This window comes from Pseudohalocynthiibacter sp. F2068 (assembly GCF_023015645.1).
Taxonomy (GTDB): Bacteria; Pseudomonadota; Alphaproteobacteria; order Rhodobacterales; family Rhodobacteraceae; genus Pseudohalocynthiibacter; species Pseudohalocynthiibacter aestuariivivens.
The window spans coordinates 28943-53490 of sequence record NZ_JALKAK010000024.1; the positions used below are offsets into that span (position 1 = coordinate 28943).

Here is a 24548-nt window from a genome sequence, read left to right on the forward strand (position 1 = left end):
ACGACGCGTTTGGGGGTCCAACAACGTTCTTTTTGCTACGTACGCCTACCGGTTTGCCAAAGCGTCGTCGACCCAACCCTGCCAGTGATCCTTATTATCTACTACCCAAACATCCACGTACTCCTGGATTTCCCCACCTAAGGTGTCGACCGCTTTCATGACCTGTGCCATTTCCGGTCCAGTCACCTCGAAGTTCTGCAAGATGCGATATGCCAAGGGATAGTTGGTTTCCACACCCGGCCAAGCACCCTTCCAGACACGCGCTGGTGCCCAATCGCAATCATATGTTGCGTCTGGATTAACCCCAACGGCCGGATCTGTATTACAGCCCTCGGCATATGCCGGCAGGGGCACTGGCGTAAGGTTAACATCAGCAAAGATACCATGAGGTGACCAGAACTGCACGATGAGCGGTTCCTCTCTATCTTCCGCCGCATTGATCTCTGAAATCAGAGCGCCTTCACTACCTGATGGCTGCGACACGAAAGGCAAGTTTAATGCCGCAATACGTTTCTGATTACTGTCGCCCCATTCAATTGGATAATCGAGGAACCGGCCCTGCGGAAACGTTTCTGCCGTGGCAAAGGCTTCGACACAATTGTTTAAGACCTCCCAGTTTTTGTCCAAACCTGGACAAACTTCCAGGGCTTTGTCATTGGCGTACCACGCTTCGACACCCGCATGATGTGTCTCACCGGCATCCAGGACTTGACCAGTCTCGAAGAGATTCATCCACCCTTCACCCATGTTCGAAGACCAAAGCGAAGTCGTCATATGCAGGTCACCGTCGGCAAGTCCCTGAACCTGCGGATAATATCCAGCAGCTACATACTCGACTTCGTAGCCGACGCTTTGGAGCACCTGTCCAAGCACGTAGGCTTGGAACAGCTGACCTGTATTATCGGCTACTGCAATCTTAATGGCACCTTCATTCTCCGGTATACCTTCTACTGCATTGGCAGCCTGACCTGAAAGGCCGAACCCAATGATTGCGGCGACCGCCATTCTCACCAGATTTCGCCGGGGATTGATTTGATTGTCGTGTTTTTCTGTAATATTCACGGTGTTCTCCCTTTAAATATGGATCGTCTTACCTCCCACGATCGGTTTCTTGACAGGATGTTTAACGACATCTGTTGTTGGTACATTCAAGCATTTTGAATGCTTTTGCGTGGAACTCACATCCGCACGCTTTCCAAAAATTGCGGCCTCAACAGAAAGTAGCTGCTGATCAATCGTTTGCTGTAAGTATACATCAAACCTCCCGTCTTTTTGACAGTTGCCGGTCAATTTGTTCCTTAACGACGCTTTCCACGCGTCTTGAATGGTTCTCCCTTTCTGATCTAATCTATAATTCCCAGCGCGAGCTTACGCCTTTGGCTCCAAGTCTGAATGATCCGGTCTATGATTATGGCGATGAATGCCATTGAAAGGCCGGCGGAAATTCCCAAGCCGAAACTCGCCGTCGACAAGCTTTGATATATGATCTGCCCAAGGCCTTTGGTGCCGATAAGAGCGGTCACGACCAACATCGCCAAGCCAAACAAAACGGTTTGGTTGATCCCCAGCATAATCTCCGGCAAGGCCAGCGGAAGCTGGATTTTGAATAGAAGTTGTGAGCGTGTGCATCCCATAACCCGTCCTGCCTCTATCACCTCAGAGTTGACAGAGCGAATACCATGTTCTGTGTAGCGAATAACCGGAACGATCGCGTACATGATAATTGCAAGTAGTCCGGCAAATTCACCAACTTTGAACAATCCCACCACGGGTATCAGAAATACAAACAAAGGAATCGACTGAAGCGTATCGTTTACTGGGCGAATGCATCTTGAGACTCTGTCGCTTAGTGCCGACCAGACGCCGAGAGACAATCCCAATACCAAACTGATGATCACTGCAGAGCCGCAAAGATATACCGAGATCATTGCGCGCATCCAGAGTCCGCTGACGAGCATGAACACCAAAGCACCGAAGGCAAAAACAGCCATTCTGAAGCCAACCACCTGCCAAGCCAGAACAACCACCGGGATCAGGATTGCCGGCCATGGCAAATCTGTAAGACCAATCAAAAGTACCAATGATAGATAGGCAAGCGACAGACCAACACGCCACCCAGCAGCCTTTGTCGTAACAACAATCAGAACTGCTGAGCCCACCAAATAGCCGAGCAAATGCGCAAGCGTAGGTTCAAAACCCCAGGAAAATGGCTTTACGACCGTATCGAGACCAAGCTTCAGCGGCAGCATGAAAAAGAACAACACATTGTTTTTTATTGCCGTCGTCACCTGTGGATAGTTGATATTGATCCAACTAACCACATCGTCGAAAGCATCGCCGCCACCGAACACCCAACTCTTGGGAAAAGTGTCTAATGCCGGGAACGCCAGCGCCGCCCCTTTAAACGCAAATAGAGTAATCACAAGGATGGCCAGAATCTGGGCCCGGTAACTCCAGGTGTAACCTGCACCATAACTTGTTGCATGTTTGCGAGCGAATGCTTGCGACACGCGGTCCATAACCATTGCCATCAAAACGATAGTTACTCCTGCAAGCAGGCTTTTTCCAAACTCTGCCCTCCGCATTTTGTCGAGAACGTCCCAACCGAGATCTTCTCCGCTCCCCAGAACCGCTGCAATCACCACCATCGACAACGTGGCTAGGATTGACTGGTTCACACCAATCATGATTGTCGGCATTGAATACGGAACCTTGACCTGCCAAAGCATTTGCCTTTCGCTGGCCCCCGACATCGTCGCCGATTCAATTGCATCGGCTGGCACCCTACTGAGACCAAGCAGAACGTTTTTTGCCATAGGTGGGATCGCATAAATAGCGCTGGCGATAAGGCCAACCGTCGGTCCAAATCCAAACAGAATAAGAAGGGGGATCAAATAGGCAAAGGCGGGTACTGTCTGCATAAAGTCGAGCAAAGCGCTTAGTATCGTCCGCGCTCTGGAGTTGCGGTGGCTAAGAATACCGATCAACATACCTGCCGATAAAGACATAGGCAGCGACACCGATATCATGGCGAGCGTTAATGCCGCTGGCTTCATGCTCCCCATAATCAGGGTGTAGAGCGCTGATCCGCCGCAGAACATCGCCATACTCCAGCCTGCTGCGACATAGCCAAGATAAAAAGTGAACACCACAATAGATGGCCAAGGGAGCCAAAGATAGAAGCTGCGGAACCCTTCAATTGGCAGTTCCATAATCGATGCGAAGAGCCTAAACGGGGCTTTGAAAATCCCTACAAACCAATCCATCAGTAAATCAAGAAATTGCGGGATTGGAAGGCCAGCCCCCTCTTCTATCCTGAGCAAGATTGGATACCGTTCGGACAATACAAGGCTGACAAGAACTGCCAGACCTACGGACGACCAAATGAACAAATTTGACTGACTTAGACTGCTTCCCGCTAAAGAGCTACCGTGGGCATCCGGTTCGATCGAGCTGCTTTCAGCCAAACCAACCTGCCGACCGGATCGCTTGCCGCTTCTCCGGAGCACTCGACCAATACTCTTACCCGCTGATAACATACCTACACCTGTCGGACAGCTGTGGGGAGGCCCGGTAGCACTCTGAAAAAGACAATCTTCATCGTCGGCGGCCTCCTATTTTGTCGATCAACCCATCAGCCACAATCCAAAAGATAAAACGTTTTATCTTTAATAATAAGCAAAGAAGGTGATTGCTGTCCATAAATAATTATCAGGTCCCAACCTGCCCCAAAGAAAAGTTAAATAAGCGATGATTGATGCTGGCCAGTGAGGCCTGAGAATCCTTGTAGATTTCGAACAGATCGCGATAGAGCGCAGTACGCTCAACGTTGGGCTCAAAGACTCTCGCCACCCTTACGCATTGCGAAACTGCCTCCGCTTCACTGGCGAAAACTCCAATTCCAACTCCAGCTAGAAGTGCAGCACCAAATGACGCGTCTCCGTTGACCGGCACACTGACCGGCTTACCGAAAACATCACAAACAATTTGTGACCACGTCGCACTTTTCGAACCGCCTCCGATCAATCGAACTGTTTCCATCTCCAACCCTTCAGCCTTGAAGCACAAATTGCAGTCAAAGAGCGAAAAAGCGATGCCTTCATAAAGAGCACGTACAAAGTGACCCCGGGAATGACGCATTGTTACTCCGATGAAATCCGCCCGTAACTTTTCATCCCAGTAGGGCGACCTTTCGCCGCTCAAGTAGGGGTGAAACAGCATTCCATCGGAGCCGGCGGGCACCTTACTGGCCTCCAAATCCATCACCTCGAATATGTTGGCTGCTCCCTTGGTGGTGCCGGGAGAATAAAACAGGTCACACAACCATCGGTGAGCGGATGCACAAGAGTTTGTTCCTGTGATTGAGAAATATCGGCCTGGAACGACATGAGGATAATCAATTACACTGCGGTGCGCTACGCTTCGATCGCTTACGACACATACCGTTCCCGCAGTTGCCAGCTTGATCGTACCGTCTCCCGGATTTATCGAACCCGCGCCAAAGGTTTCGATGGCAGTGTCCATCGTCCCAGCAATCACCGGTAAACCTTCTGGCAAGCCCGAGTCACTTGCCCCGCGCTTAGACACATTACCGATATGTCTGGTCGGCTCCACAATCGGCGGCAATGTTAGAGGATCCCAATCAATCAGATTGTAGAGTTCAGGCGACCAGGTATTCGAGCGAACGTCAGCCATCATGGTGCCGGCGGCATCGACGCAGTCGATATGCCACTCGCCAGTCAACCTGAGCCTGAGGTAGTCCTTGGCAATGAGCAGACGTTTAGCGGCCGCAACTGAATCAGGTTCATTGCGCTGCAACCATAGAAGTTGAGGTAAAGTCCAGGTTGCTGCTGGCAGGTTAAACGATATCCGCAGAATCTCTTCTTTTGCCATTTCAAGGAGTTCCCGAGCCTCACCACTGCTGCGCAGATCGCTCCATAGTATGGCTGGGCGGATAACTTGGTCGTTGCTGTCTAGCAGGACAGGGGTATGTGCACCTGCTGAGAAAGACATAGCCTTAAGCGCGCCTGCGGAGACTCCACTCTGTTTGATCGCCTTTGGCACCGCAGTACAGAGGCCAGAATACCAATCTTCGGGATTCTGCTCGGACCAACCGGGTTTTGGCATGTCCGTCCGTATCGGCACAGTCGCCTCACCCTGTACCGTTCCTTCGATTCCGATGATCGTTGCTTTAAGGCTACCAGCTCCCAAATCAACGCCGAGCAGCATCGCATCACTCATCTTCAATCCATCCTATGTTGCCGCGATGAACGGCATTGTCTTCATCAGTCAGCTTTCTTGGGTCAACCCAAGTTTCCCAGGATTAAGAACGTTTGCGGGATCAATAAAATCTTTAAGTCCGTGCAGAATTGCGAAGCCTTCATTCAGTTCTTTAGCCAACCAATTACCTCTGAAATAGCCGATACCATGATGATGGCTGATAGTGCCGCCCATTTCCGAGCATATACGCATTGCAGTATCCCAGATTTCGGCGTGCACTTTGAGACCCGTCGCGTCGTCGATTTTCTGAATCTTTACCGTCATGTACATGCACGCACCGTCGGAATATGCGTGCGACCAGTGCGCTGTTACGTTGGCGATGGCGCCATGCCGCTTGGAAACTTCCCTTCGGATTTCGTCGTACATATCGGACTGAACACTCCACGGTGCAGCAATCTCAATGGTGTCATAAAACCCGCCACCTTTTACAAATTCGTCGGAATGAGACTGATAACGCTTTTCCTTCCATCGATTGAGCGCAGACGACGCAGTTACAACTCCTTGATTTTCACCGCAGATAGCCAAGGCTACTTCAAATTCTGCCTGGGCGACCTTCTCATCGCCCGCGAATTCAAGCATTAAAATGACGGCGCAAGTGTCATTCGGCAAGCTCTCACCTTCCCATACGATTGACTCCGGCTGATCATAGAGCCGCGCAAGTGTTGGTCGCAGCTCCGCTTGCATAAGCTGTTTGATCGCTGCAATTCCTTCTTTGAGGGTCCGGAATTTTACTACTTGACCACATGTGTGCTGGGGCAAACGCCAGATGCGCATTGTCACTTCTACAATGACTCCTAGCGTGCCCTCAGAACCGAGAAACATCTCGATTATGCTGGGACCGACAGAGCGACGCGGAGAATGCCGCACATTTAAAAGTCGACCATTTGGAAGAACGACCTTTAAACCCACAACCATGTTTTCAATACTGCCATACCGTGACGAAGCCTGGCCAGAACCTCTACAAGCAGCCCAGCCACCAATGGTCGACATACTCAAAGACTGTGGATAGTGCCCGCATGTCATTTTTCGAGCATTCAGGGCCTTTTCGAGTTCAGCACCACAAACCCCCGCGTCGACAACCGCAACGAAGTTTTCTTCGTCTATTGCGACGCCCCGGTTCATATGACTCAGGTCAAGAATTATTTCGCCATTAAACGGGACGGTTCCTCCCAGAACGCCTGAACCTAGGCCATAAGGTATGATTGGCACATTCTGCTCTTGCGCAAAGCTCATTACCTTTTGAATATCATCAATCGAGTCTACTTCTACAATCGCACTTGGCAACGATCCTGTGAGAAACCCGGACCTACGCCTGAACCGGCCGAAGGGTATCCTGTCGCTGCTATGCTCCATACGAGATTTGAAACCCACGTCGACCTTTTCGTCGCCGACGCAACGTCTCAGCTCACCGAGCCAATCTGGTTTTGCTTCCGTTTCTGCGGCGCGCCCGGCATCTTCAATGGATATGCTTCCGTACATTGGCTTTCCGCCCCCATGCAATTTGTATCAACAACCCTTAGAAAATCGTTTTACTAGTTGTAATTTGACGATCCCTACACAGCTGTCAAGTAGTTTCTTACTGCACCAACATTGAGATGGCACCGCCTTCAAATCTCTCCATAAGACCAACGGCCGCCAAATTTAGCTCTGGACGCGAAGTGAAACAAAAAAGGTCAGTTCAACGTTAGCCGATTGACGCAACAGACTCCCGCTCGACGATTATCGTCTCTGAAATAGTCATTGCGACGGCAACATCGTTGCCTTCGATTGCATCAATCAAAGTGTCAGATGCGATTTGACCCATTTGCTCCAGTGGCACGCGAATAGTCGTGAGCGGCGGAGCGAGAACTTCGGCTATCGCCCCGTCATTAAACGCAATGATCGAAATATCGTCCGGAATAACTAATCCCGCCTTTCGAAGCGTGCTCATTGCCCCTGCGGCCGCAAGCAATGAGTTTACGAAAACCGCAGTTGGCCTGGGGTTGCCCGACTTCAACATTTTTAGCATGGCGTCGGCGCCTTCATTTTGAGAGTACCCGCCCTCAACGACCAGGCGCGGGTCAAATTTCAGACCACAAGCATTAAGCCCGTCCTTGTAGCCGTTCATTCGGCACTCCGCATTGTAACGGTGGAGTTGTCCAGCCAGATGACCAATAATCCGGTGTCCCTTTGAAGCAAGGTACTCCACAGCTTTTCTTGAACCGCCGCGGTCTTCACATACGACAAAGTGCCTAACGCCAATTGCCTTGCGATTAACGAGCACGAACGGGTGTCCGAGTTCCGCCAAAGTGGCGACGCCGGCCTGCTCGTCATGCATCGTAGCTACAATGAGGCCATCTACTCGCGTATGTTGAAGCAAGCGCTCGTAAAGTGAAGAATCTGTAATGCCCTCGGATCGATGGGCTATCAGCAACGAATATCCGCGCTTCGCGGCCGCGCGTTCGGCGCCCTTCAAAATTTGCGCGTGAACCGGATTGTCCAGGTGTGGGATAACAGCGCCCAACGTGAATGTACGTGAAGTCCTTAGGCCACGACCCAAAGGGTTTGGTTTGAAATTTAGACTTTGTGCTGTTTTGATGATTTTTTTTCGTGTTTCTTCTCGCACCACGAAAGTTTTGTCTCCGCTCAATACCCGGGAAACCGAGCCTAAAGAAACCCCGGCAGCCTTAGCCACATCAGTAATTGTCGTCGCGCGTCGTTTTTTTTCAGCCATCGAGCTTGCCTATGCGCTTCCGTTTGATTGAGTTAATTAAGAAGGCCTGTCGAAATAGTGATAGTTCAGTAAATACGATTTGGTCTAGGTAAAGTTTGGTGGAGCACTAAAATTTTGCTTATTATCGCGGCACTTTCACCAGTCCAGAGGTGGAGCTTGGCTCTTCTGAGGTTTCACTAGATTGGGATTTCTCCAACACTGGATCGCCTTGAAGCGACCTACGACCTTTTATTGGCATTAGGCGCTCAAACGAGAGAATTTGCGCAACACCCTAACTCACCATCCGAGTTTTTGGGGCCGTCTTGCCCGGTAGCACCTGCTCCACAAAGCAAAAAAATTCACGTTGACAACACAAGAAATTTACACACTATCATATTTGGTAAATCGTTTTAGGAAAGATCCTGCAAAAAACTATTCCTGCTGTGGAGTGCGCAATATCTGTGCATTGATGCACTCTACACGAACTGGTTTCAGGTTCTGGTATATTGCTGTCTAAAATTCGATCAATAGAATGGGAGCAACTGAGCAAGATGACTTTAGAATTCGATTTCATAGTCGTTGGCTCGGGGTCGGCCGGTGGTGTGCTAGCTAGCCGATTGAGCGAAGATTCTAAAAACTCGGTTTTGGTTCTGGAATATGGAGGCAGCGACAAAAGCCCCGTAATTCAAATGCCGTCAGCCTGCTACTTACCGATGACCCTTAAGCGTTATGATTGGGGTTTCATGACAGAGCCTGAACCGGGGCTCGGAGGGCGACGTATTCATCAGGCCCGTGGAAAAGTCCTGGGCGGCACCTCCTCCATTAATGGCATGTGTTATGTTAGGGGCCATCCAAGCGATTTTGATCAATGGGAGGCTGCCGGAGCGTCTGGCTGGAACTACCAGGCATGCCTTCCCTATTTCCGCCGCGCAGAAACTTGTCAGTATGGCGGCGATACCTATCGCGGCAATGATGGGCCCGTGCATACCTGCAATGGCAACAATATGGCTAACCCGCTTTACGGCGCGTTCATCTCAAGCGGTGTTGACGCAGGTTATCTGTACTCCGAAGACGTAAACGGCGCGCAGCAGGAAGGTTTCGGACGCATGGACCTGACCATCCGTCAAGGCGTACGCAGTTCGACGGCCAATGCTTACCTGAAACCCGCAATGAAACGGAAAAACCTGCAAGTCACGTCGCATGCACTTGCGCAACGGATCCTGTTCGAAGGGAAGCGTGCAGTTGGGGTCGAGTATGCGCGAGCGGGTAAAGTCTTTCATGCACGGGCACGGCGCGAGGTCATTCTGAGCGCTGGACCAATCAACTCGCCAAAGCTGCTCATGCTTTCGGGCATTGGCGACAGCGCACAACTTTCATCTCACGGCATTGAGACAATCACTAATTTACCGGGTGTCGGTCAGAACTTGCAGGACCATTTGGGAGTCTCGCTTCACTATGAATGCAAAGAACCGATCACACTTAATGGTTACTTGAATCCCATTTCCAAACTTCTGATCGGCATCCGTTGGATGCTTTTTAAAAGTGGTCTTGGAGCGACGTCTCACTATGAAGCAAACGGATATATCCGTAGCCGTCCAGGGTTGACCATTCCGGACATCCAGTTCCATTTTTCGCCGGTCGCCCGGGTGTTTGATGGTTCGGAATACCACAAAGGTCACGGCTTTCATGCCTTTGTGGACCACGGCAAACCACTCAGCCGAGGGTATGTGCGTCTGCGCTCCAGTAACCCGAAAGATTCGCCAGAAATGAAATTTAACTATCTGGATCACGAAGAAGATCGGCGGGTTCTGAGAATTGCTGCAAGGTTAACGCGGGAAATTTTCGCGCAGCCCTCGCTTGACCTCTTTCGAGGAGAAGAGATCAGACCGGGCCGCGAATTTGAAACTGACGCGGAACTGGACAGCTGGATCGCTCAGAACGCGGCCACATCCTATCATCCCTGTGGAACATGCAAGATGGCAACGGGGCCGGACGCCGTCGTGGACCATCAAACACGCGTATACGGGGTGGAAGGCTTGCGGGTTGTCGATTCGTCAATCATGCCCACAATCACCAATGGTAACCTTAACGCACCGACGATCATGATTGGCGAAAAGGCAGCTGATATGATCCTTGGCAAGCCCCCACTGAAGCAATCAGACGCTCCAGTTATCGTGCCGGATAATTGGCAGAACAGCCAGCGGTCAGGTGCGCCAAAGCGCGAATAGCGCATTCAAATAATCGTAGGCAGACCGGAACCGATGCTACCCTAAACCCCCGAAACTTTATAGTTAAAAGGAAAGAGGCCTAAATATGATGCAGCCAAAGAACCGAGTAATCATGATTTCCGGTGCCAATCGCGGCATCGGTTGGGCAACAACCCTAAACTTGTACGAAAAAGGCTATTCACTCAGCCTGGGCGCTCGGAACGAAGGGCAGTTGCGCAAGGTGACCGCTGACCTCGATCCCAATCGCATTATGACCCATTCGTATGATGCAGTGGATTCAGGAAGTGGTAAAGCGTGGGTTGCATCAACCGCAGATCACTTCGGGCGGATCGACGGCCTCGTAAACAACGCAGGCATGGGCGGCAGCGTGAACCTCGAGGATGACGATGACGATGCGTTCAGAGAGATTTTCGAAGTCAATGCCATGGGCCCAATGCGGATGATCCGCTTTGCACTTCCCTATTTACGAGCTGCGGGAAATGGGCGGATCGTAAACGTCGCGTCCCTTTCGGGCAAACGCGTCATCAATGATGGTACGGGCTATGCGATGAGTAAATTTGCCTTAATGGCAGTTAGTCATGCCGCGCGCAGAGCCGCATGGGATGATGGAGTTCGGGTCACCGCAGTCTGTCCTGGCTGGGTTAATACCGACTTGGCAGCTAATGCCGGGCAGCTGCCACGCGAAGAAATGATACAGGCTGAAGATCTTGCAGAACTTGTCGCAACGGCTATCGCACTTCCGAATAATGCCCACGTCGCGGAATTACTTATCAGTTGTTCTTTGGGCGAGAGTTATTAGGTTCCGTGCTTTCCTCTATCCAGGAGGCAAGCGCTCCCGGTAAAGAGCTCTTTGATTGATTGAGGTTTTCTTGCTCAGAGCAGCGCACACTGAAATAATAAGGTGCAGTTAAAACAATCTTGAACAAATGAACCCATCCACACGCGTCAGCACTTGCGATAGGTATTACTATGCTTGCTGTTCTTGTTCAGAAGGGAGTTCGCGCGACAGCCGGGCTATCAGGCTCAACGGCGTCGCAACACCAATCCGTTCTCCCGTTGAACGTGTCACGACGACACCGCTAGGTGACTTCGCGAGGAGACGCACCAGAGCCTCGCTGTTGGCGTTTTCGTCCAAACAAGGCAAATCGTCGCTTGAAACGATATCGGTCGCATTTTCATCGATGAGTTGCCCCGCGCGCAATATACGCATCAGCGGAACTTCTTGGGTGAAGTCACGAACATAGTCGTCAACCGGGTTCGCTACCAATTCCTCAGGCCTACCAATCTGGATAATTCGACCGTCGCGCATGATCGCCATGCGGTCCGCGATCCTCAGCGCCTCGATAAAATCATGTGTAATGAACACAATCGATTTCCGCAGGACCGACTGCAGGCGCAGAAATTCGTCTTGCATTTGCCGCCGGATCAAAGGATCCAAAGCACTAAACGGTTCGTCCAGCAACCATAGCTCAGGTTCTACTGTCAATGAGCGCGCAATGCCGACGCGTTGTTGCTGGCCCCCGGAAAGTTCGCGTGGATAGCTATTTTCCCGCCCCTGCAGCCCGACAAGATCAATAACTCTTTGGGCGCGTTCTATTTGCTCGTTTGTAGGCAGCCCCTGAAGTTTCAGCGGGAAAGCAATATTTTCGAACACGTTCAAATGAGGAAGGAGACCAAAATTTTGGAAAACCATCCCCATCTTGTGGCGTCGAATTTCGGTTAATTCTGTCTGAGGAAGCGACAGCAAGTCTCTTCCGTCAAACATTATTTTACCGGAATTGGGTTCAACGAGGCGGGACAGACAGCGGACAATTGTAGACTTGCCAGAACCGGATAATCCCATAATAACAAAGATTTCTCCGGCCTTAACTTCAAAACTTACGTCGCAGCAAGCGATAATACTGCCGTCCTTTCGGAGACTCTGTTCAAGGGTTTGGCTATCGTAGTTGGCGCTCAGAAGTTGTTGGTTGAGTTCGTTGTTAAGAGGTCCGTAAATCTTCCATACGTTTTCGCAGACAACTTTGTTTTCGGTGTCGGAATTATGCTCAGCCATGGAGTTCCTTTCTCTATCGGCGGTTTTAGACATTACCGCGGCCCAACGAATCAAAGGTCTTAGCGATCTTCATGAATCCTATTTCAAGATCAGTGATCAGGTCTGAAGAGGCCTCGAGTCCCGTGTGCACTCTCAGCCAGGTTCCCTCAGGTAAGTTGGTCGGTCGTAGCCGCACAGCTTGAGGGAAAACCGGTACGATCAAGCTTTCATACCCGCCCCAGCTGTCACCTATCCCGAAAAGTTCCAAAGCATCGATCAACAGGGCGAGCTCCGACCGTGTTAGAGGGTCGAGAACGACGCCGAACAGGCTCGACGACCCGCTGAAATCCCGTTTCCAATTAGTATGACCGGGGCAACTCTTTAAAGCGGGATGAACAACGGTCCGAACCTCCGGACGGGTAGTAAGCCAATTTGCCAAATCAAGACCCGTCTGCTGATGTCGCGCTAGTCGTGACGGGAGACTGCGTATACCGCGGAGAAAGAGATAGCACACATCGGGTGAGACACAGACGCCCTGCCGAACTGCAGTGTTCCTTACCGAACTAAGGTGTGTGCCGTTTGCGACAACAAAGCCCATCATTAAGTCCGAATGTCCACCCCAGTATTTGCTGCCAGAATGGACGGCAATGTCTACGCCATGCTGAAAGGCCCGAAAGAAAACGCCAGCACCCCATGTGTTGTCGAGTATCATTACAAGCCCGGCTTCATGTGCAATTGCGGAAATCGCTGCGGTATCGGCCACCTCGAATGTCAGTGAACCAGGCGATTCCAAATAGACGGCGCGCGAATTTGGCCTGATCTGGTCTGTTACAGAGCTGTGGTCGAGAGGATTAAAATACGACACCTCGACACCAAACCTGGTAAGCACTTCGTCGCAGAACTTACGGGTCGGGCCGTAAACATTGTCAGCGACGATCAAATGGTCGCCTGTTTTCAACACACTTTGCAGCGCCCCGCAGACTGCGGCCAAACCGGAGGGAAAGACAACCGCTCCTTCGGCACCTTCAATCTCCGCCGCCGCCATTTCGGCAGCCCTAGAAGTTTCTGTCCCGAGCCTCCCGTATTTTGGTGTCTCGAGATAGTCGTCAAGGGTTGAAGACAGGATCGTTGAACTTGGATAAGAAGGTGTATTGACGGCCCCAAAATGCCGTTCGGGATCGCGTCCGACATGCATTAGCCTAGTTTCAAACCCTAATTGATGGGACCGTTTCATGACATCCACCTAATCCGCTTTACATTTTTTCAAGTTGCCTAATTGAGGTAGCTATACGTTCTGCAGAAAGACCGTCGATAATCCGGACATAAGACGCATCGGTCCAAGTCGAATGTGCAATAGCGTCAATCACATCTCCATTGGTATTCTCAAAACCGAGATCTGACAAAAAAAGAGGTAACCCAATACATCGATAAAAAGTACGCAAATCTGCAATAAACGCGCTATCGCGATTTTCTGCGATCAACTGGACGAGAAGGCCCCATGCGACCAATTCTCCGTGAAGTGCGCGTTGCGCCTCTTTTTGCTGCACCATACCTCTGGTCAAACCGTGAGCAATTGCCAAACCTCCGTTCTCGAAACCCAGGCCGCTTTGTAGAATGGCAGCTTCGATCACCTCATCCAGTTCCGGCGTCACCAAACCTTGTCTAGCGGCTTTGAGGGCATCCACAGAGTATTTCCTGATTTGATGATAGCAGTAATCACTAAGGGCTAAGGCTGTCGACGTCTGGCGTCCACCATAGAAATTAAGGCCTTTTGAGCGGGCGCATAGTTCGGCCTCGAACTTCTTTGAAATCGCGTCACCTATCCCAGAAATTAAAAACCGCACCGGAGCTTTTGCTATGATAGCAGAGTCAACCAGCACCGCATCCGGGTTTCTTGGCATTCTCTCGACGCCAACGATGTGGTGGTCTTCATCATATATTACAGCAAGACGGCTAGTCGGCGAGTCATTCGAAGCAATCGTCGGCACGATGATGATGTTCAATCCAAGCTCTAGGCTTATCCCTTTAGCCGTATCAATCGCTTTTCCCCCACCAAGTCCAACAATCACGCCAGCGTCCTTAACTTGCGATGCCATGCGGCGGATTTCGGCGTAAGTGCATTCGCCACCAAATTGGCTGAAAGAAACTGATACACCAGCATCCCTGCAATTGCGTTCGATTTCATTCTTGTAAAGTTCAAGCACCAAACCATCGGAAACGACGAAGCATACGCGGGAAAAGCCTGATACGATCTCTCCGAGTGACGACAAAGCTCCCTCGCCTTGAATATAGCGTGACGGCGCCCCGAAAATTCGCAGTTGCTCGTTCATTGGGTTGACCTCATTTCGCTACATGAAGGCGGTTTGATGATTACTTGGCCGCCGGTTGATCCTGTGCAATTCTTGACATTAATTAAGACATAATAGTAAATGAGATTACTAAAACGTTTTACTATTCGCAAGATAGGATTGAAGATGTCTGGCAGCAAAGTTTCAAAAAGACGTAGAAACGGGCCGAGCAGACGTCGCCAAAATGGCGGAATGGAGTCGCTCACGAAACCAGAAGCAGCATTCGTTTCTCGAAGCTGCCCAACATACGAAATCCTTAGCGAGGAAGGCTTACACCGGATCGAGATGGAGGCCGATAGGATATTATGTGAGATCGGTATCGATTTCAAAGACCATCCAGCGACGCTGGAGTATTTCCGCAAAGCTGGCGCGAAAATCAACGGAGAGCGCGTTACGTTCGAAATGGGCATGTGCCGCGAGATCATCCAAGCATCCGCGCCCCGAAAATTCGTGCAATATGCCCGAAACCCAGAGCGAAATGTCCAAATAGGCGGCAAGTCAATGGTATTCTCGCCATTGTACGGCGCTCCTTTCGTCCGCAGCCTTGATGGAGAGCGTCGGTATTCGACCATTGAAGACTTCAATAATTTCGTCCGTCTATCGCATGCATCGCCCTATCTGCACCACACAGGCGGCACGATATGCGAACCGACAGACATTGCGGTTAACAAACGGCATCTCGACATGATCTACGGTCATCTGCGTTACTCGGACAAGCCGTTCATGGGAGCCGTAACTTCGCGCGAACAAGCGCGGGACAGCATTCTTCTCGCCCAGATCGCATTCGGAGAGGATATTGTTGCACAGCATTGCTGCCTCTCGGCTATGATTAACCCAACATCGCCACTTTTTTATGATGCAGATGCACTTGATTCCTTGGAAATTTACGCTGAAAACGGACAGGCTTGCGTCGTAACACCATTCGTCATAGCCGGGGCATCAGGCCCGATTACACCGGCAGCGATTCTTGCCCAACTTCTTGCCGAGGCAATGGCAGGAATGGCCTTGGCGCAGATCATACGACCTGGCTCCCCAGTGATTTTTGGGATAAACACAATGGGGCTGAACATGCGAAGCGGAGCGCCTATTCGCTTCGATGAATCTTGGAAATGTGTTGTCGCGGCTGGCCAGCTTGCCCGTCGTCTAGGTGTCCCATACCGTGGCGGCGGTTCTTCAACATCGTCGAAAATTCCTGACGCTCAGTCGGGAATTGAGTCTGCCTTGTACCTAAATTACACACTTCTTTCTGGGGTCAATTTTCTAATCCATGCCGCAGGATCACTGGAGATGGGGCTTTGCATCGACTATCGTAAATTTGCGCTGGATTGCGATATGTTAGGTTCTGTTACCCGCATGATGAAAACAGTAGACGTTTCTGATAGTGCGTTTGCGCTTAAAGACTACATCGACATGGGGGGACCAGGAGGTAACTTCCTTACCGCATCTCAAACTTTGTCGGGATACAAAGACGCCTTCTTCGATTCGCAACTGTTTGATTCTTCATCGTTTGAGCAGTGGCGCGAAAATGGCAGCCACGACGCTGCACACCGCGCAGAGCTAGAGATTCGCAGGGTACTTAACGAATTCGAAGCTCCTAAGCTTGATGCGAGCATTGACGAAGCTCTGCTGGATTTCATTGCACGCCGAAAATCTGAATCTTTAGACGTCATCGGCTAAGGTGGTGACATGTGTAGATGGCCCCGTTTCTGCACGGGTTTTTCTGGTTGGCGTTGACAATTATGAGTAGAGGTCATTTGTCGGGCCAGTGGCGTCAGACGAATGCTAACCAGTCTCAGTTACCAGTAGAATAGATGACAAACTAACAGAACCTGTACAGTGTTTTCTCGCCATTCGGCCTGCTAATTGGTTCAATCTTAACAGCACTGTCAGAAGAGAGGCCGTCCTAAATGAAATGACGGGCAAAAATTGTTTGATATTCCACCCATTCAAAATGGGCTTTTTTCCTCAAATCGGCGGGCGTGTAAACTGAGCTACCCGCGCCGGTACGCCAGAGAGGCTTTTGTTTTTTTGATACCCCCCCTAGTGCTCGGCGTGGAGGTTTGTGGACTTTGAAGTCAGAGCACCGCGCCTAGGAGTATGGGAAGCGTAACTATGGCTAGTAAGGTTGAAACGACAACCAGGCCCGCAACCGCCTGCGCATCGGCGCCATATTTTTCCGCCAACAGGTAGCTTGTTACCGCTGCTGGTGCGGCCATCTGTAAAACTAAGATGCCAAATGCTACGTGTGGTAGGCCGAACCAAAGCCCGACCGACCAAGCGATGCCAGCACATAGCGCTGTTTTGGCCACGGAGACCCATGCCGCCCGACCCAAGTTTCTTGGTGTTAACCGAGCCACTGCGACACCCAAGGTAACAAGCATCAGTGGGATTGCCATTTGCCCAACCAGTGACAAGGTGTTGGTCACGACCGAAGGCGTTTCCCAGCCCTGCCAAAGGAAGAGTGCTCCCAGCAAGGTGGCAGCCACGATAGGTTCTTTAAACATGGCAAGCGGCGATCTGGCACGAGAGACAATCCACACTCCGAAAGTAAAGGAGTAAATTGCAGAGATTGCAAAAACGACCACCGCGTAGCCCAAGCCCTCATCACCATAGGCGAAGAACGCAAGCGGTAGCCCGATATTGCCGGTATTGCCCATCACAATTGGTGCCAGGTAGGTACGTAGATCAAGGCCCGTAATCCTGACCAAAACCCAAGCTGCCAAGGTTGCAACCACGTAACCGACGATTGCTGCAAGACTAATGAGCGACAGAGATTGAGCCGGAATTTTTGTTTCCATCAGGGCAATGAAAATAAGAGCCGGAACAGCCAGTGTCATGGCCAGGCGTGTGACAAATTCCACCCGGTATTCAAACCCTAACCTCACCCACACAAAACCGATTGCGGCGAGCAAAAATACTGGTGCGGTGATCTCGATTACGGTCAGAGCGAGGCTCAAGGGTAGTCTCCTTGGGGTTTTCAAGAAACATCGACATTAAAATTACAAGATGCGCAAGACGTGTCTCACGAGTCAGCTTCAATAGAGAGGCTTGGAAAACGTAAAGCAGGGATCGGGATCTTCTTTGCTTACCCTCCAATTGTTGGCCCGCGAGGCGCAAACCTGAACGCCATCAAAGAAACGTTCCCTTGGCCTGAACCACCATCCCAAAGAAACGCTTGTACTCATTCTCCATCTCGGCGGTTTCCCTCGGAAAGCGAGATGGAAATTTGTAGATATCTCTGTTTCTCAGCAATTTTAAAAGGCTGTCAAAACAATGATCCAAATGTTGATCACACCAACATCTCCAAGCACTCAAACAAGACGTCTCGTTCATTTTAATGGGAACGACCTGCCAGCTCTTTTCAGAATGCCTGTCGCGTCTTTGGTTCTTACTTGGTTCTTTCTTTATATAGGGAGCGCCAGTTTTGTCATGTTGGGGTGACACTTTTGGCATCTTGTTAACGACAGTTTTGTCATGCTTGTAGTGCCCCAGCGCCGATGGGAATTCCAGCTGCAAACCCCGTCGTCTTCTCGGGATACGGACCTTCTGAATCCAACCCGCTTCTATGAGTTCGTTCACATGTCGTTGGACAGACCGAACCGACGCCCCCAAGCACCTTGAAAGCTCTTCGTTTCCCGGCCAGCATTTCCCGGTATCCTTATCGACGTAGGTGTCACACAGAACGACACCCAGCTGTTTGGCGCCACGTGACATTGAACGCGTCTTGAGAAGGTGTGACTTCCATTTAAAACGGAGTGAATTCCAGGATCCTTGCTTCGCCATCTTACCAACCCTCACCCAGGTTGGTGGAACGATCTTCCATCCAGTTATCAAGTTCAGAACGCTTGTAACGGATTGCCCTCAGGCCAATTCTCACGAACCGTGGGCCAGTTATGGAAAAGGTGCCCATCCGAAGCTTGGCCAAGTAGCTTTCACTTATCCCGGTGTATTGTGCTGCTTCTTGCACAGTAAGGTATTCTGCCTGCATCGTTCTGCTCCATTAGGTAACGTCTGGAACATTGATGCCCACAATTGGGAATTGGTCATGGTCAGCACAGAATTAATTTTGATCCAGGCTAACCATATGTTTTTTCCAACCTTTGAACGCCGCTACAGGATCCACGTTTTCGCCGTGATGGTCTAGCATGTCCACGAGCAAGCGATAAAACGGACCCGCCTCGTTCACAGCCTCCGGAACATTTACCTTGTCAGGGAATTCCTTGCAGACCACGACGCAAGCATGAACTACCTCCCAAGATGTCAACCCCTTGTTTCCATGTGTAATTCCACGCGGAGCAAGTTCTATCGCCTTAGCTAGAGGTTTTCCAAAACTTTTCTGAACTTCGAGAAATTCTGATACCCCAAACCCGTTTTCCAAGGCTTCTTCGAAGGAAGGAAAAGAATTCGCTGCAGTGCCACCTTCTTCAAGCGCAATTGACATACTCAATTGATTTTCCTTAGCGACACCGACAAGCCGAATTGCCTCCCCATCAAACAAGTCCATCATCATGAACGGAAGCTTGTTATAAATCCGTTCAATCTCGGCAAAATGAGACTTCATCTTCACGAGTTGATCCATAGTTTGTTTTGGTGACCAAACATTGGGGAACGAGCTTGCTAATACTGTCATGAATTGGAACGCCATTAGCTCGATGGGATAGCGTTCGGGGCCCGCAAAGTGCTTTTCAAGAATACGTTCAACACCGTCGTAGTGTTCAATCGCGTCAGCCTCAGTGGGCATCTTACTTCCTGCCAATTTGGTTTCCTTCTCTTGTTAATTTTCTTAGATTTGCCTCCAGTTCTACTGTTAATTCAAGCCTTCAAATCAACACGCCGGATCAATTCCCCGCAAACAACCTCCATCGACGGCCTAAGCGCGTCAAGTGATGGCTTCACGTATCTCTGGCCCGTGATGGAAAGAGGCGTGTGGTTGAGAAGCCGACCGACGACATCTTCAAGGACACCCGTCTCCATTGCAACGGTTGCGAAGGTTCGCCTGTGGGCATGCGGAGACCACTTGAGCCTTTGCGGGGCATGGACCCTGCCGGATGCGGATTTGGGCGATGGAAACACCCAGGTTCGGCTGAGGTTCTTGAGGGGTGCCAGAATTTCGTGATGAACCTGAAGAATAGGCAGGTCAAAACTACGGCCATTCTTCGTCATCGGAAGGTGAATGCGATCCTCAAAAACCTGATCCCATCGAAGCGTCAGCACTTCGGTCTTTCTCAACCCCGTGAAAAGCGACAATTCGTAGAAGACCCGGTGCAGTGGGTTTTCTAACCTGTCAACGGTTGAACGCCATTCCCTCAGGTTCTCGATGATCCGCCCTTCCGGGGTTTCATCACACCATTCAATTGCCATGGTCGGCGATTCCGGCAGGTCATGCGTGCGCCTTGCGTGGTTCCAGACCGTTCGGAAGTACTTCAGAACGTGGTTTGCAGCAGACGGCCGGTCAGACAAGGATCGATGTCGCTCGACAACCATCTGCTTGGTGATTTCATCCAGTGGCAACCTGAGCCAGTCTTTCAGGTGCAATTCAAACTGCTGTCGCATGCCCTGCTTGTGCAATTCAGACCTGAGTTTAGGGCGAACAAGGTAGGCTTCCATGGCGGCTTCCAATCGGGGAGCGCCGATCTGAGCCACCTTCCCTGCCCCGCGCCCCATATCAAGCGCTAGGCCCATCGCTGTCTGCCGCGCGATTTGAGCGGATATCATTGGATAGCGGCCGATCAGGATACGTTGCGTTTTCCCTCCCACGTCTTTCTGGAAATACCAGGTCTTTGACCTCTTTCCGACGAAGAGAACCAGCCCCCTGATCTCGCTGTCCCAGTGCTTGTCCGTTCCAGCTTTTGACTGCGGAAGACGCTTTGCGAGGTGTTCTGTCAGCTTTGGCATTTTGTCAGCTTTTTGCAGGTAATGGATTGAAACAGGGGGAATTCACAGGAAACTCCGTGCAACAATTTATTACTTAAACTGAATGACTTGGCAACTATAGGAATGATCAGGAAACATATAACACTTGCTTGGAAGGCTAAGGTCTTACCACTACACAACGCCCGCTCGTGCTCAGCAGTGCATAATCCACTGTATCAGCATGGTCAATAAGCACCTGTGAATTAATCGGCTTTTGAAAATATAATCCTCTCGTGGCTGAGCTGCTAACCCAACTCCCATTGCTGCTTTTTGCCCAGAGCGGGCATTCGTGTTGAGCGCAGCGGACGGCTGCTTTGAGCCCACACCGGAAGCGTCAGAATCTTGCTGCGTGCGCTTGCAGCGCGAAAAGTGCTGCGAGAACGTAAGATCCGGTGCCGCCACGCAGCGGGCAGACCGGCCATTCGTGGAAACCGCAGCAAACAACAGAGGTCGAATTCACAGACTGCGGGACAAAGAATGATTTCGCTACAGCTCCCCAGAACGGCTGCTTCGCTCAAATAGCCCGTGAGTTTAACCCCTGGTTTCTCCGACGACCTCTTTCATTACAGACGCGAGTGTTGGCCAATAGGGATGGAGGACAGCATCAACCGCATCGTGATTGCTGCGCAGCAAAGCGTGGTGCTTTGTCGCAAGGTGCCTCATGCGGCTGTTTTCTTTCAGGCACATCATCTGAATGTTCCTGACGCCTCGATTCTGGGCCATTGCGATTATGCGTTCAAACAACGCATCTCCTATCCCGATATTCTGCGAGTCAGGCTCGACAGAGATCGCAGCTTCGGCCTTTGAGGCCCAAAACTGAAAGACGCCGTGCAGCTCTACTACACCACGCAACCGCCCATCGACAAAAGCGCCGCAGACAATGCTGTCACCGCGAAAGATGTTCCGTGCGTAATCTAATATTCCATTGTCGTTGACCGCTCCACAAAACCGCGCGCGACGAGATCGAACATCGAGACGTAAAAAATGATCGCAAATGTTGTCTTGATTGGCCGCATAAAGGCGGCTGATCAGAATATCCTGAGGATTTCTCTTGAGACGCATTGCTCGGACCTCCTGTCTGCCCAAAAGTTTGGGCCAGCACCCTCGGGAGGAGGTGAAGATGCTGGCCCTGTGCATTGGCGCTCCCTGTTGGTTTTTTTGCCGCCGCCGCTCATGCTGGCTTACTCTGGGAGGAGCGAGAACCAGCACTTTTCGTTGCTTCTTAACCCGAATGGCTTGTTTTATTTGTCATCCGCCATCAGGGTTTTTGCATACTTGGGTATTTCGGATCGTGAGATACCGATCTGGAAAAGCTGATCATCACTCATGCTTGAGAGCACCGACATCATTCGAGCCAATTGAAGGGCTTTCGTAAAGGAGCGTGTCTTGGCCATCGTTTTGCTGCCAATACCCGCGATCACCGACACAAGACCCTGCACCAGTTTAGACAGTGCAAAAGCAGCGTCGGTCTGTCTGTCACTTGACCCGTACCCTTGAGTTCTAATGGTCATGCGCCGCCTCCCGAGCCAGTCTTTTGATATTGCTTCGCGAAATTCCAATGTCTCTCAAATCCCCATCGGTAAGCGCCGAAAACTCTTGATAGGTATCGCAGTAGACTGTGCGTCGTGCACGCGTCTTTCGAATTTGGTCGCACTTTTGCTGAAATACTGTGCGTCCAGCTTCTAGGACGGCATCCAACCAATTTGTAGATCCTGTAATTGCCATGTTCTCACCTCGTGTCTTGCTGCAGCGCAGTATTCATGCTGCACTGCAGAGGTAGCCGCATTCGTTAGCGCTCACAATTTGTAGATTTGGCATAGGCACCTTGCCAAAATGGAACAGGCTGGTGATCCGGGATGGATATTTCTGCGCAGATGTTGATCTTTGCGAATGTGGTCGAGCAAGGCAGCATTTCAGCTGCTGCACGATCAATGGGACAAACGCCCTCCGCCGTAAGCAAGCAGATCGGACTGCTTGAGGATCACGTCCACTATCGACTTCTCAACCGGTCCAGAACGGGCGTGTCTACAACGCTGGAAGGCAAAGACCTTTACGATAAGTGCAAGGCGATGGCCGACAAGTTCAAAGAGGCCGAAGCGCTCATCACAAGCTTTGACGGTATCCCGCGCGGACAGCTCAGAATTGCCTCTACCGTTGCTTTCGGCAAATCCCAACTGATCCCCGCGCTGCCAGAGTTCATGGATGAAAACCCCGAAGTCCAAGTCTCGCTTGACCTAACAGATCGAGAAATTGATTTACAAAGTGAGCGTTTAGACGCCGCACTTTGCTTTGCGGAGCAACGCAAGAGTCCCGACATTGTAGCCCGAAGGATCGTCAACAGCCGCAGAGTCTTGTGTGCGGCCCCCTCGTACCTTGAGCGCCACGGGATGCCGACAAACTTTTTCGAACTGGCCACACACAATTGCCTTAGGGTTGCGGGAAATCGCAACCGAAATTCATGGGGCATGGGCGGGCCTGCCGACGGGGTTGATTTTGAGGCCCGAGGCAACTTTGAAGGAAACAGCACTGATGTCATCTTTCGCGCGACCCTTGCCGGCATCGGGATCGCGCGGTTGCCATACTATATGGCCGATAAGAAGTTCCTATCGGGCGAGCTAATCCATGTCATGCCACAATACGCCCCGCCAAGCACCGATATCGTCGTGATGTTTGCTCATAGACGCAACCTTGCCCCAAAGACCCGCGCGTTTGTTGACTATCTGGTGCGCCGGTTTCGCGATACCGCTGACGATTGAAAGACACTATTTTAGTTGTGGGTAGAAAATAAAACATCGCCTGAAAATTAGGCTGTTCGACCTAAACTGCCCATTGCGCGGGCGAACGGCGGGTTGCGCTCATTCTAAAGCCGCGTGTCACTGGAAGCTGTCCCTATTGCGCCGCTAAGACCGAGCGAGTGCACTTTCACAAATAGAACGGCCAAATGCTCGACAGCTTACCCAACATCCAACCTCGGGCCTTGTGGGCCGTTTGCTCCAATTGGATCAACAAAAGTGAATGACCGCAAAGTCCCGCTTAACAGCCCTTAGGCGGTGATGCAGCGAACGGCTGAAATGAGCGGGACTAAGTGAGCCTTCGTTGCACCTGCTCCAATGGCTCCTTACTGCAGCTGAGCTTTATCTGGCCCATCTACAATGCTTTTACGTCAGCCTAGGCGTCTTGCAAGAGCTTCGACAGATTATCCATACCAACAACATGACAATAGATCATATTGATGATCTCCAGTTCTTTCTCGTGCAGCTCCATTGTGGCTGCCGCACAAGCGTCATGCACGACAACCACGCCAAAGCTTTCGTCAGCCAATGACCGAACAGTTGAACTGACACATTGGTCGGTGAAAATGCCTGACACGATCACATCGGTGATGCCAATGTTGCGCAACATCAGCCGCAGATTGGTGCCCGTCAAAGCGCTATCGGTAGTTTTAGTCACCACGATCTCGTCGCCCTGAGGGGACAACTCGGGCACCATTTGACTGTCTTCGCGGTCTTTCGGCAACAACAGATAGTTGAACCCCGGTTTCTTCTGGCTGAGAGAGCGGTCGCGGCCATCTTGTGTCTGACAGGCAATGCGAGCGAACACGACTTCGATCCCTTCACCCCGGGCCCAGTCCAGAAGCTTGGCGTTGTTGGGGATGACGATGTTGTTCATCCGGTCATAGAACGGTTGCCAACGTGCAGCCTCGGCGGGGTCATCATCAGGCTCAAGATAGGTGTTCTGGATGTCGATTACCAAAAGCGCCGTACGCTTACGCTCCAGCACGATATCCTCCGGGTCATCCGCGGTTTCATAATAGAAACTGCGATAGGCTTTTTTCCAGTCGCTCATCAGGTGCCTCCTAGGTGCTGCTGATCCTGTCCATCCAGGCTTGCCCCAGACGGGCAGTTGTGGCGGCAAAGCCGGGCGCCATTTCTTGCGGCTCAGGTGCTTCGATATGGCTGCCGTGTCTAGCCCCCAATTTCAGTACCAGTAATTTTCGTTTTCTCTAATAAGGTTTCAAGCACTGGCGGGCGCATGTTCAATGCGTGATGTGGTCT

20 protein-coding genes are annotated in these 24548 nt (G+C 51.1%); 4 read left to right on the plus strand and 16 right to left on the minus strand.

Annotated features, from left to right (window positions below):
* Positions 1-45: 45 nt before the first annotated feature.
* The 5 genes from MWU63_RS19170 to MWU63_RS19190 form a co-directional block, all read right to left on the minus strand.
* The gene (locus MWU63_RS19170) at positions 46-1062 is read right to left on the minus strand and encodes an ABC transporter substrate-binding protein (RefSeq protein WP_247079561.1); all 1017 of its coding nucleotides are present in this window, start codon (positions 1060-1062) and stop codon (positions 46-48) included.
* A 281-nt stretch (positions 1063-1343) separates the two neighbouring features.
* Positions 1344-3509, minus strand: coding sequence for an ABC transporter permease subunit (locus tag MWU63_RS19175; RefSeq protein WP_247079562.1), 2166 nt, complete (start codon positions 3507-3509; stop codon positions 1344-1346).
* A 202-nt stretch (positions 3510-3711) separates the two neighbouring features.
* The gene (xylB, locus tag MWU63_RS19180; RefSeq protein WP_247079564.1) at positions 3712-5241 is read right to left on the minus strand and encodes a xylulokinase; all 1530 of its coding nucleotides are present in this window, start codon (positions 5239-5241) and stop codon (positions 3712-3714) included.
* Between the two features lie 48 nt (positions 5242-5289).
* Positions 5290-6564 (minus strand): FAD-binding oxidoreductase, encoded by a 1275-nt coding sequence (locus tag MWU63_RS19185; protein ID WP_247079566.1) that lies wholly within the window; start codon positions 6562-6564, stop codon positions 5290-5292.
* 400 nt (positions 6565-6964) lie between these two features.
* Entirely contained in the window at positions 6965-7993 is a 1029-nt protein-coding gene (locus MWU63_RS19190; protein ID WP_247079568.1) for a LacI family DNA-binding transcriptional regulator, read from the minus strand.
* A 530-nt stretch (positions 7994-8523) separates the two neighbouring features.
* Here MWU63_RS19190 and MWU63_RS19195 point away from each other — a divergent pair.
* Both MWU63_RS19195 and MWU63_RS19200 read left to right on the plus strand, forming a co-directional pair.
* Complete coding sequence (locus MWU63_RS19195) at positions 8524-10200, plus strand: choline dehydrogenase (protein ID WP_247079570.1); 1677 nt, start codon at positions 8524-8526, stop codon at positions 10198-10200.
* 85 nt (positions 10201-10285) lie between these two features.
* A complete protein-coding gene (locus MWU63_RS19200) occupies positions 10286-10999 on the plus strand; it encodes an SDR family NAD(P)-dependent oxidoreductase (RefSeq protein WP_247079577.1) in 714 nt (237 codons plus the stop codon).
* Positions 11000-11167: 168 nt separating this feature from the next.
* Here MWU63_RS19200 and MWU63_RS19205 read toward each other — a convergent pair whose 3' ends face one another.
* From MWU63_RS19205 to MWU63_RS19215, 3 genes are read right to left on the minus strand one after another with little or no spacing between them, the layout of a single operon-like run.
* Complete coding sequence (locus tag MWU63_RS19205) at positions 11168-12286, minus strand: betaine/proline/choline family ABC transporter ATP-binding protein (protein WP_247079579.1); 1119 nt, start codon at positions 12284-12286, stop codon at positions 11168-11170.
* The gene (gene metC / locus MWU63_RS19210) at positions 12279-13466 is read right to left on the minus strand and encodes a cystathionine beta-lyase (RefSeq protein WP_247079581.1); all 1188 of its coding nucleotides are present in this window, start codon (positions 13464-13466) and stop codon (positions 12279-12281) included. The genes MWU63_RS19205 and metC overlap by 8 nt, the downstream gene beginning before the upstream one ends.
* Positions 13467-13485: 19 nt before the next feature.
* Entirely contained in the window at positions 13486-14562 is a 1077-nt protein-coding gene (locus MWU63_RS19215) for a glycerol dehydrogenase (RefSeq protein ID WP_247079583.1), read from the minus strand.
* A 144-nt stretch (positions 14563-14706) separates the two neighbouring features.
* Between MWU63_RS19215 and MWU63_RS19220 the strand changes: the two genes are divergently transcribed.
* Entirely contained in the window at positions 14707-16257 is a 1551-nt protein-coding gene (locus tag MWU63_RS19220; RefSeq protein WP_247079585.1) for a trimethylamine methyltransferase family protein, read from the plus strand.
* Between the two features lie 398 nt (positions 16258-16655).
* Here the strand turns inward: MWU63_RS19220 and MWU63_RS19225 are convergent, their stop codons facing one another.
* From MWU63_RS19225 to MWU63_RS19255, 7 genes are all read right to left on the minus strand, one after another.
* Entirely contained in the window at positions 16656-17537 is an 882-nt protein-coding gene (locus MWU63_RS19225) for an AEC family transporter (protein ID WP_247079586.1), read from the minus strand.
* Positions 17538-18364: 827 nt separating this feature from the next.
* The gene (locus MWU63_RS19230; protein ID WP_247079588.1) at positions 18365-18568 is read right to left on the minus strand and encodes a helix-turn-helix domain-containing protein; all 204 of its coding nucleotides are present in this window, start codon (positions 18566-18568) and stop codon (positions 18365-18367) included.
* Between the two features lie 72 nt (positions 18569-18640).
* Positions 18641-19336: a hypothetical protein gene (locus MWU63_RS19235; RefSeq protein WP_247079590.1), complete on the minus strand. Its 696-nt coding sequence runs from the start codon at positions 19334-19336 to the stop codon at positions 18641-18643.
* A gap of 56 nt (positions 19337-19392) precedes the next feature.
* Entirely contained in the window at positions 19393-20475 is a 1083-nt protein-coding gene (locus MWU63_RS19240; protein ID WP_247079592.1) for an integrase family protein, read from the minus strand.
* 549 nt (positions 20476-21024) lie between these two features.
* Entirely contained in the window at positions 21025-21555 is a 531-nt protein-coding gene (locus MWU63_RS19245) for a GNAT family N-acetyltransferase (protein WP_247079594.1), read from the minus strand.
* A gap of 179 nt (positions 21556-21734) precedes the next feature.
* Positions 21735-22004 carry a hypothetical protein gene (locus MWU63_RS19250; protein WP_247079596.1) on the minus strand — a complete coding sequence of 90 codons (270 nt, stop codon included), beginning with the start codon at positions 22002-22004 and terminating at the stop codon, positions 21735-21737.
* Complete coding sequence (locus MWU63_RS19255; protein WP_247079598.1) at positions 21994-22218, minus strand: DUF1127 domain-containing protein; 225 nt, start codon at positions 22216-22218, stop codon at positions 21994-21996. Before MWU63_RS19255 ends, MWU63_RS19250 begins: the two co-directional genes overlap by 11 nt.
* 131 nt (positions 22219-22349) lie before the next feature.
* Between MWU63_RS19255 and MWU63_RS19260 the strand changes: the two genes are divergently transcribed.
* Positions 22350-23249 carry a LysR family transcriptional regulator gene (locus tag MWU63_RS19260; RefSeq protein ID WP_247079600.1) on the plus strand — a complete coding sequence of 300 codons (900 nt, stop codon included), beginning with the start codon at positions 22350-22352 and terminating at the stop codon, positions 23247-23249.
* Positions 23250-23661: 412 nt separating this feature from the next.
* Here MWU63_RS19260 and MWU63_RS19265 read toward each other — a convergent pair whose 3' ends face one another.
* Positions 23662-24339 carry an isochorismatase family cysteine hydrolase gene (locus tag MWU63_RS19265; protein WP_247079602.1) on the minus strand — a complete coding sequence of 226 codons (678 nt, stop codon included), beginning with the start codon at positions 24337-24339 and terminating at the stop codon, positions 23662-23664.
* Positions 24340-24548 lie beyond the last annotated feature (209 nt).

Excerpts from the sequence above, each read along its gene's own strand:
- MWU63_RS19255 (WP_247079598.1), bottom strand. The coding sequence starts at position 22,218 with ATGGCAATTACAGGATCTACAAATTGGTTGGATGCCGTCCTAGAAGCT.
- MWU63_RS19215 (WP_247079583.1), bottom strand. The coding sequence starts at position 14,562 with ATGAACGAGCAACTGCGAATTTTCGGGGCGCCGTCACGCTATATTCAA.
- MWU63_RS19245 (WP_247079594.1), bottom strand. The coding sequence starts at position 21,555 with ATGCGTCTCAAGAGAAATCCTCAGGATATTCTGATCAGCCGCCTTTAT.
- MWU63_RS19230 (WP_247079588.1), bottom strand. The coding sequence starts at position 18,568 with ATGCAGGCAGAATACCTTACTGTGCAAGAAGCAGCACAATACACCGGG.
- MWU63_RS19190 (WP_247079568.1), bottom strand. The coding sequence starts at position 7,993 with ATGGCTGAAAAAAAACGACGCGCGACGACAATTACTGATGTGGCTAAG.
- MWU63_RS19205 (WP_247079579.1), bottom strand. The coding sequence starts at position 12,286 with ATGTCTAAAACCGCCGATAGAGAAAGGAACTCCATGGCTGAGCATAAT.
- MWU63_RS19250 (WP_247079596.1), bottom strand. The coding sequence starts at position 22,004 with ATGACCATTAGAACTCAAGGGTACGGGTCAAGTGACAGACAGACCGAC.
- xylB (WP_247079564.1), bottom strand. The coding sequence starts at position 5,241 with ATGAGTGATGCGATGCTGCTCGGCGTTGATTTGGGAGCTGGTAGCCTT.
- MWU63_RS19200 (WP_247079577.1), top strand. The coding sequence starts at position 10,286 with ATGATGCAGCCAAAGAACCGAGTAATCATGATTTCCGGTGCCAATCGC.
- MWU63_RS19240 (WP_247079592.1), bottom strand. The coding sequence starts at position 20,475 with ATGCCAAAGCTGACAGAACACCTCGCAAAGCGTCTTCCGCAGTCAAAA.
- MWU63_RS19260 (WP_247079600.1), top strand. The coding sequence starts at position 22,350 with ATGGATATTTCTGCGCAGATGTTGATCTTTGCGAATGTGGTCGAGCAA.
- MWU63_RS19265 (WP_247079602.1), bottom strand. The coding sequence starts at position 24,339 with ATGAGCGACTGGAAAAAAGCCTATCGCAGTTTCTATTATGAAACCGCG.
- metC (WP_247079581.1), bottom strand. The coding sequence starts at position 13,466 with ATGAAACGGTCCCATCAATTAGGGTTTGAAACTAGGCTAATGCATGTC.
- MWU63_RS19195 (WP_247079570.1), top strand. The coding sequence starts at position 8,524 with ATGACTTTAGAATTCGATTTCATAGTCGTTGGCTCGGGGTCGGCCGGT.
- MWU63_RS19220 (WP_247079585.1), top strand. The coding sequence starts at position 14,707 with ATGTCTGGCAGCAAAGTTTCAAAAAGACGTAGAAACGGGCCGAGCAGA.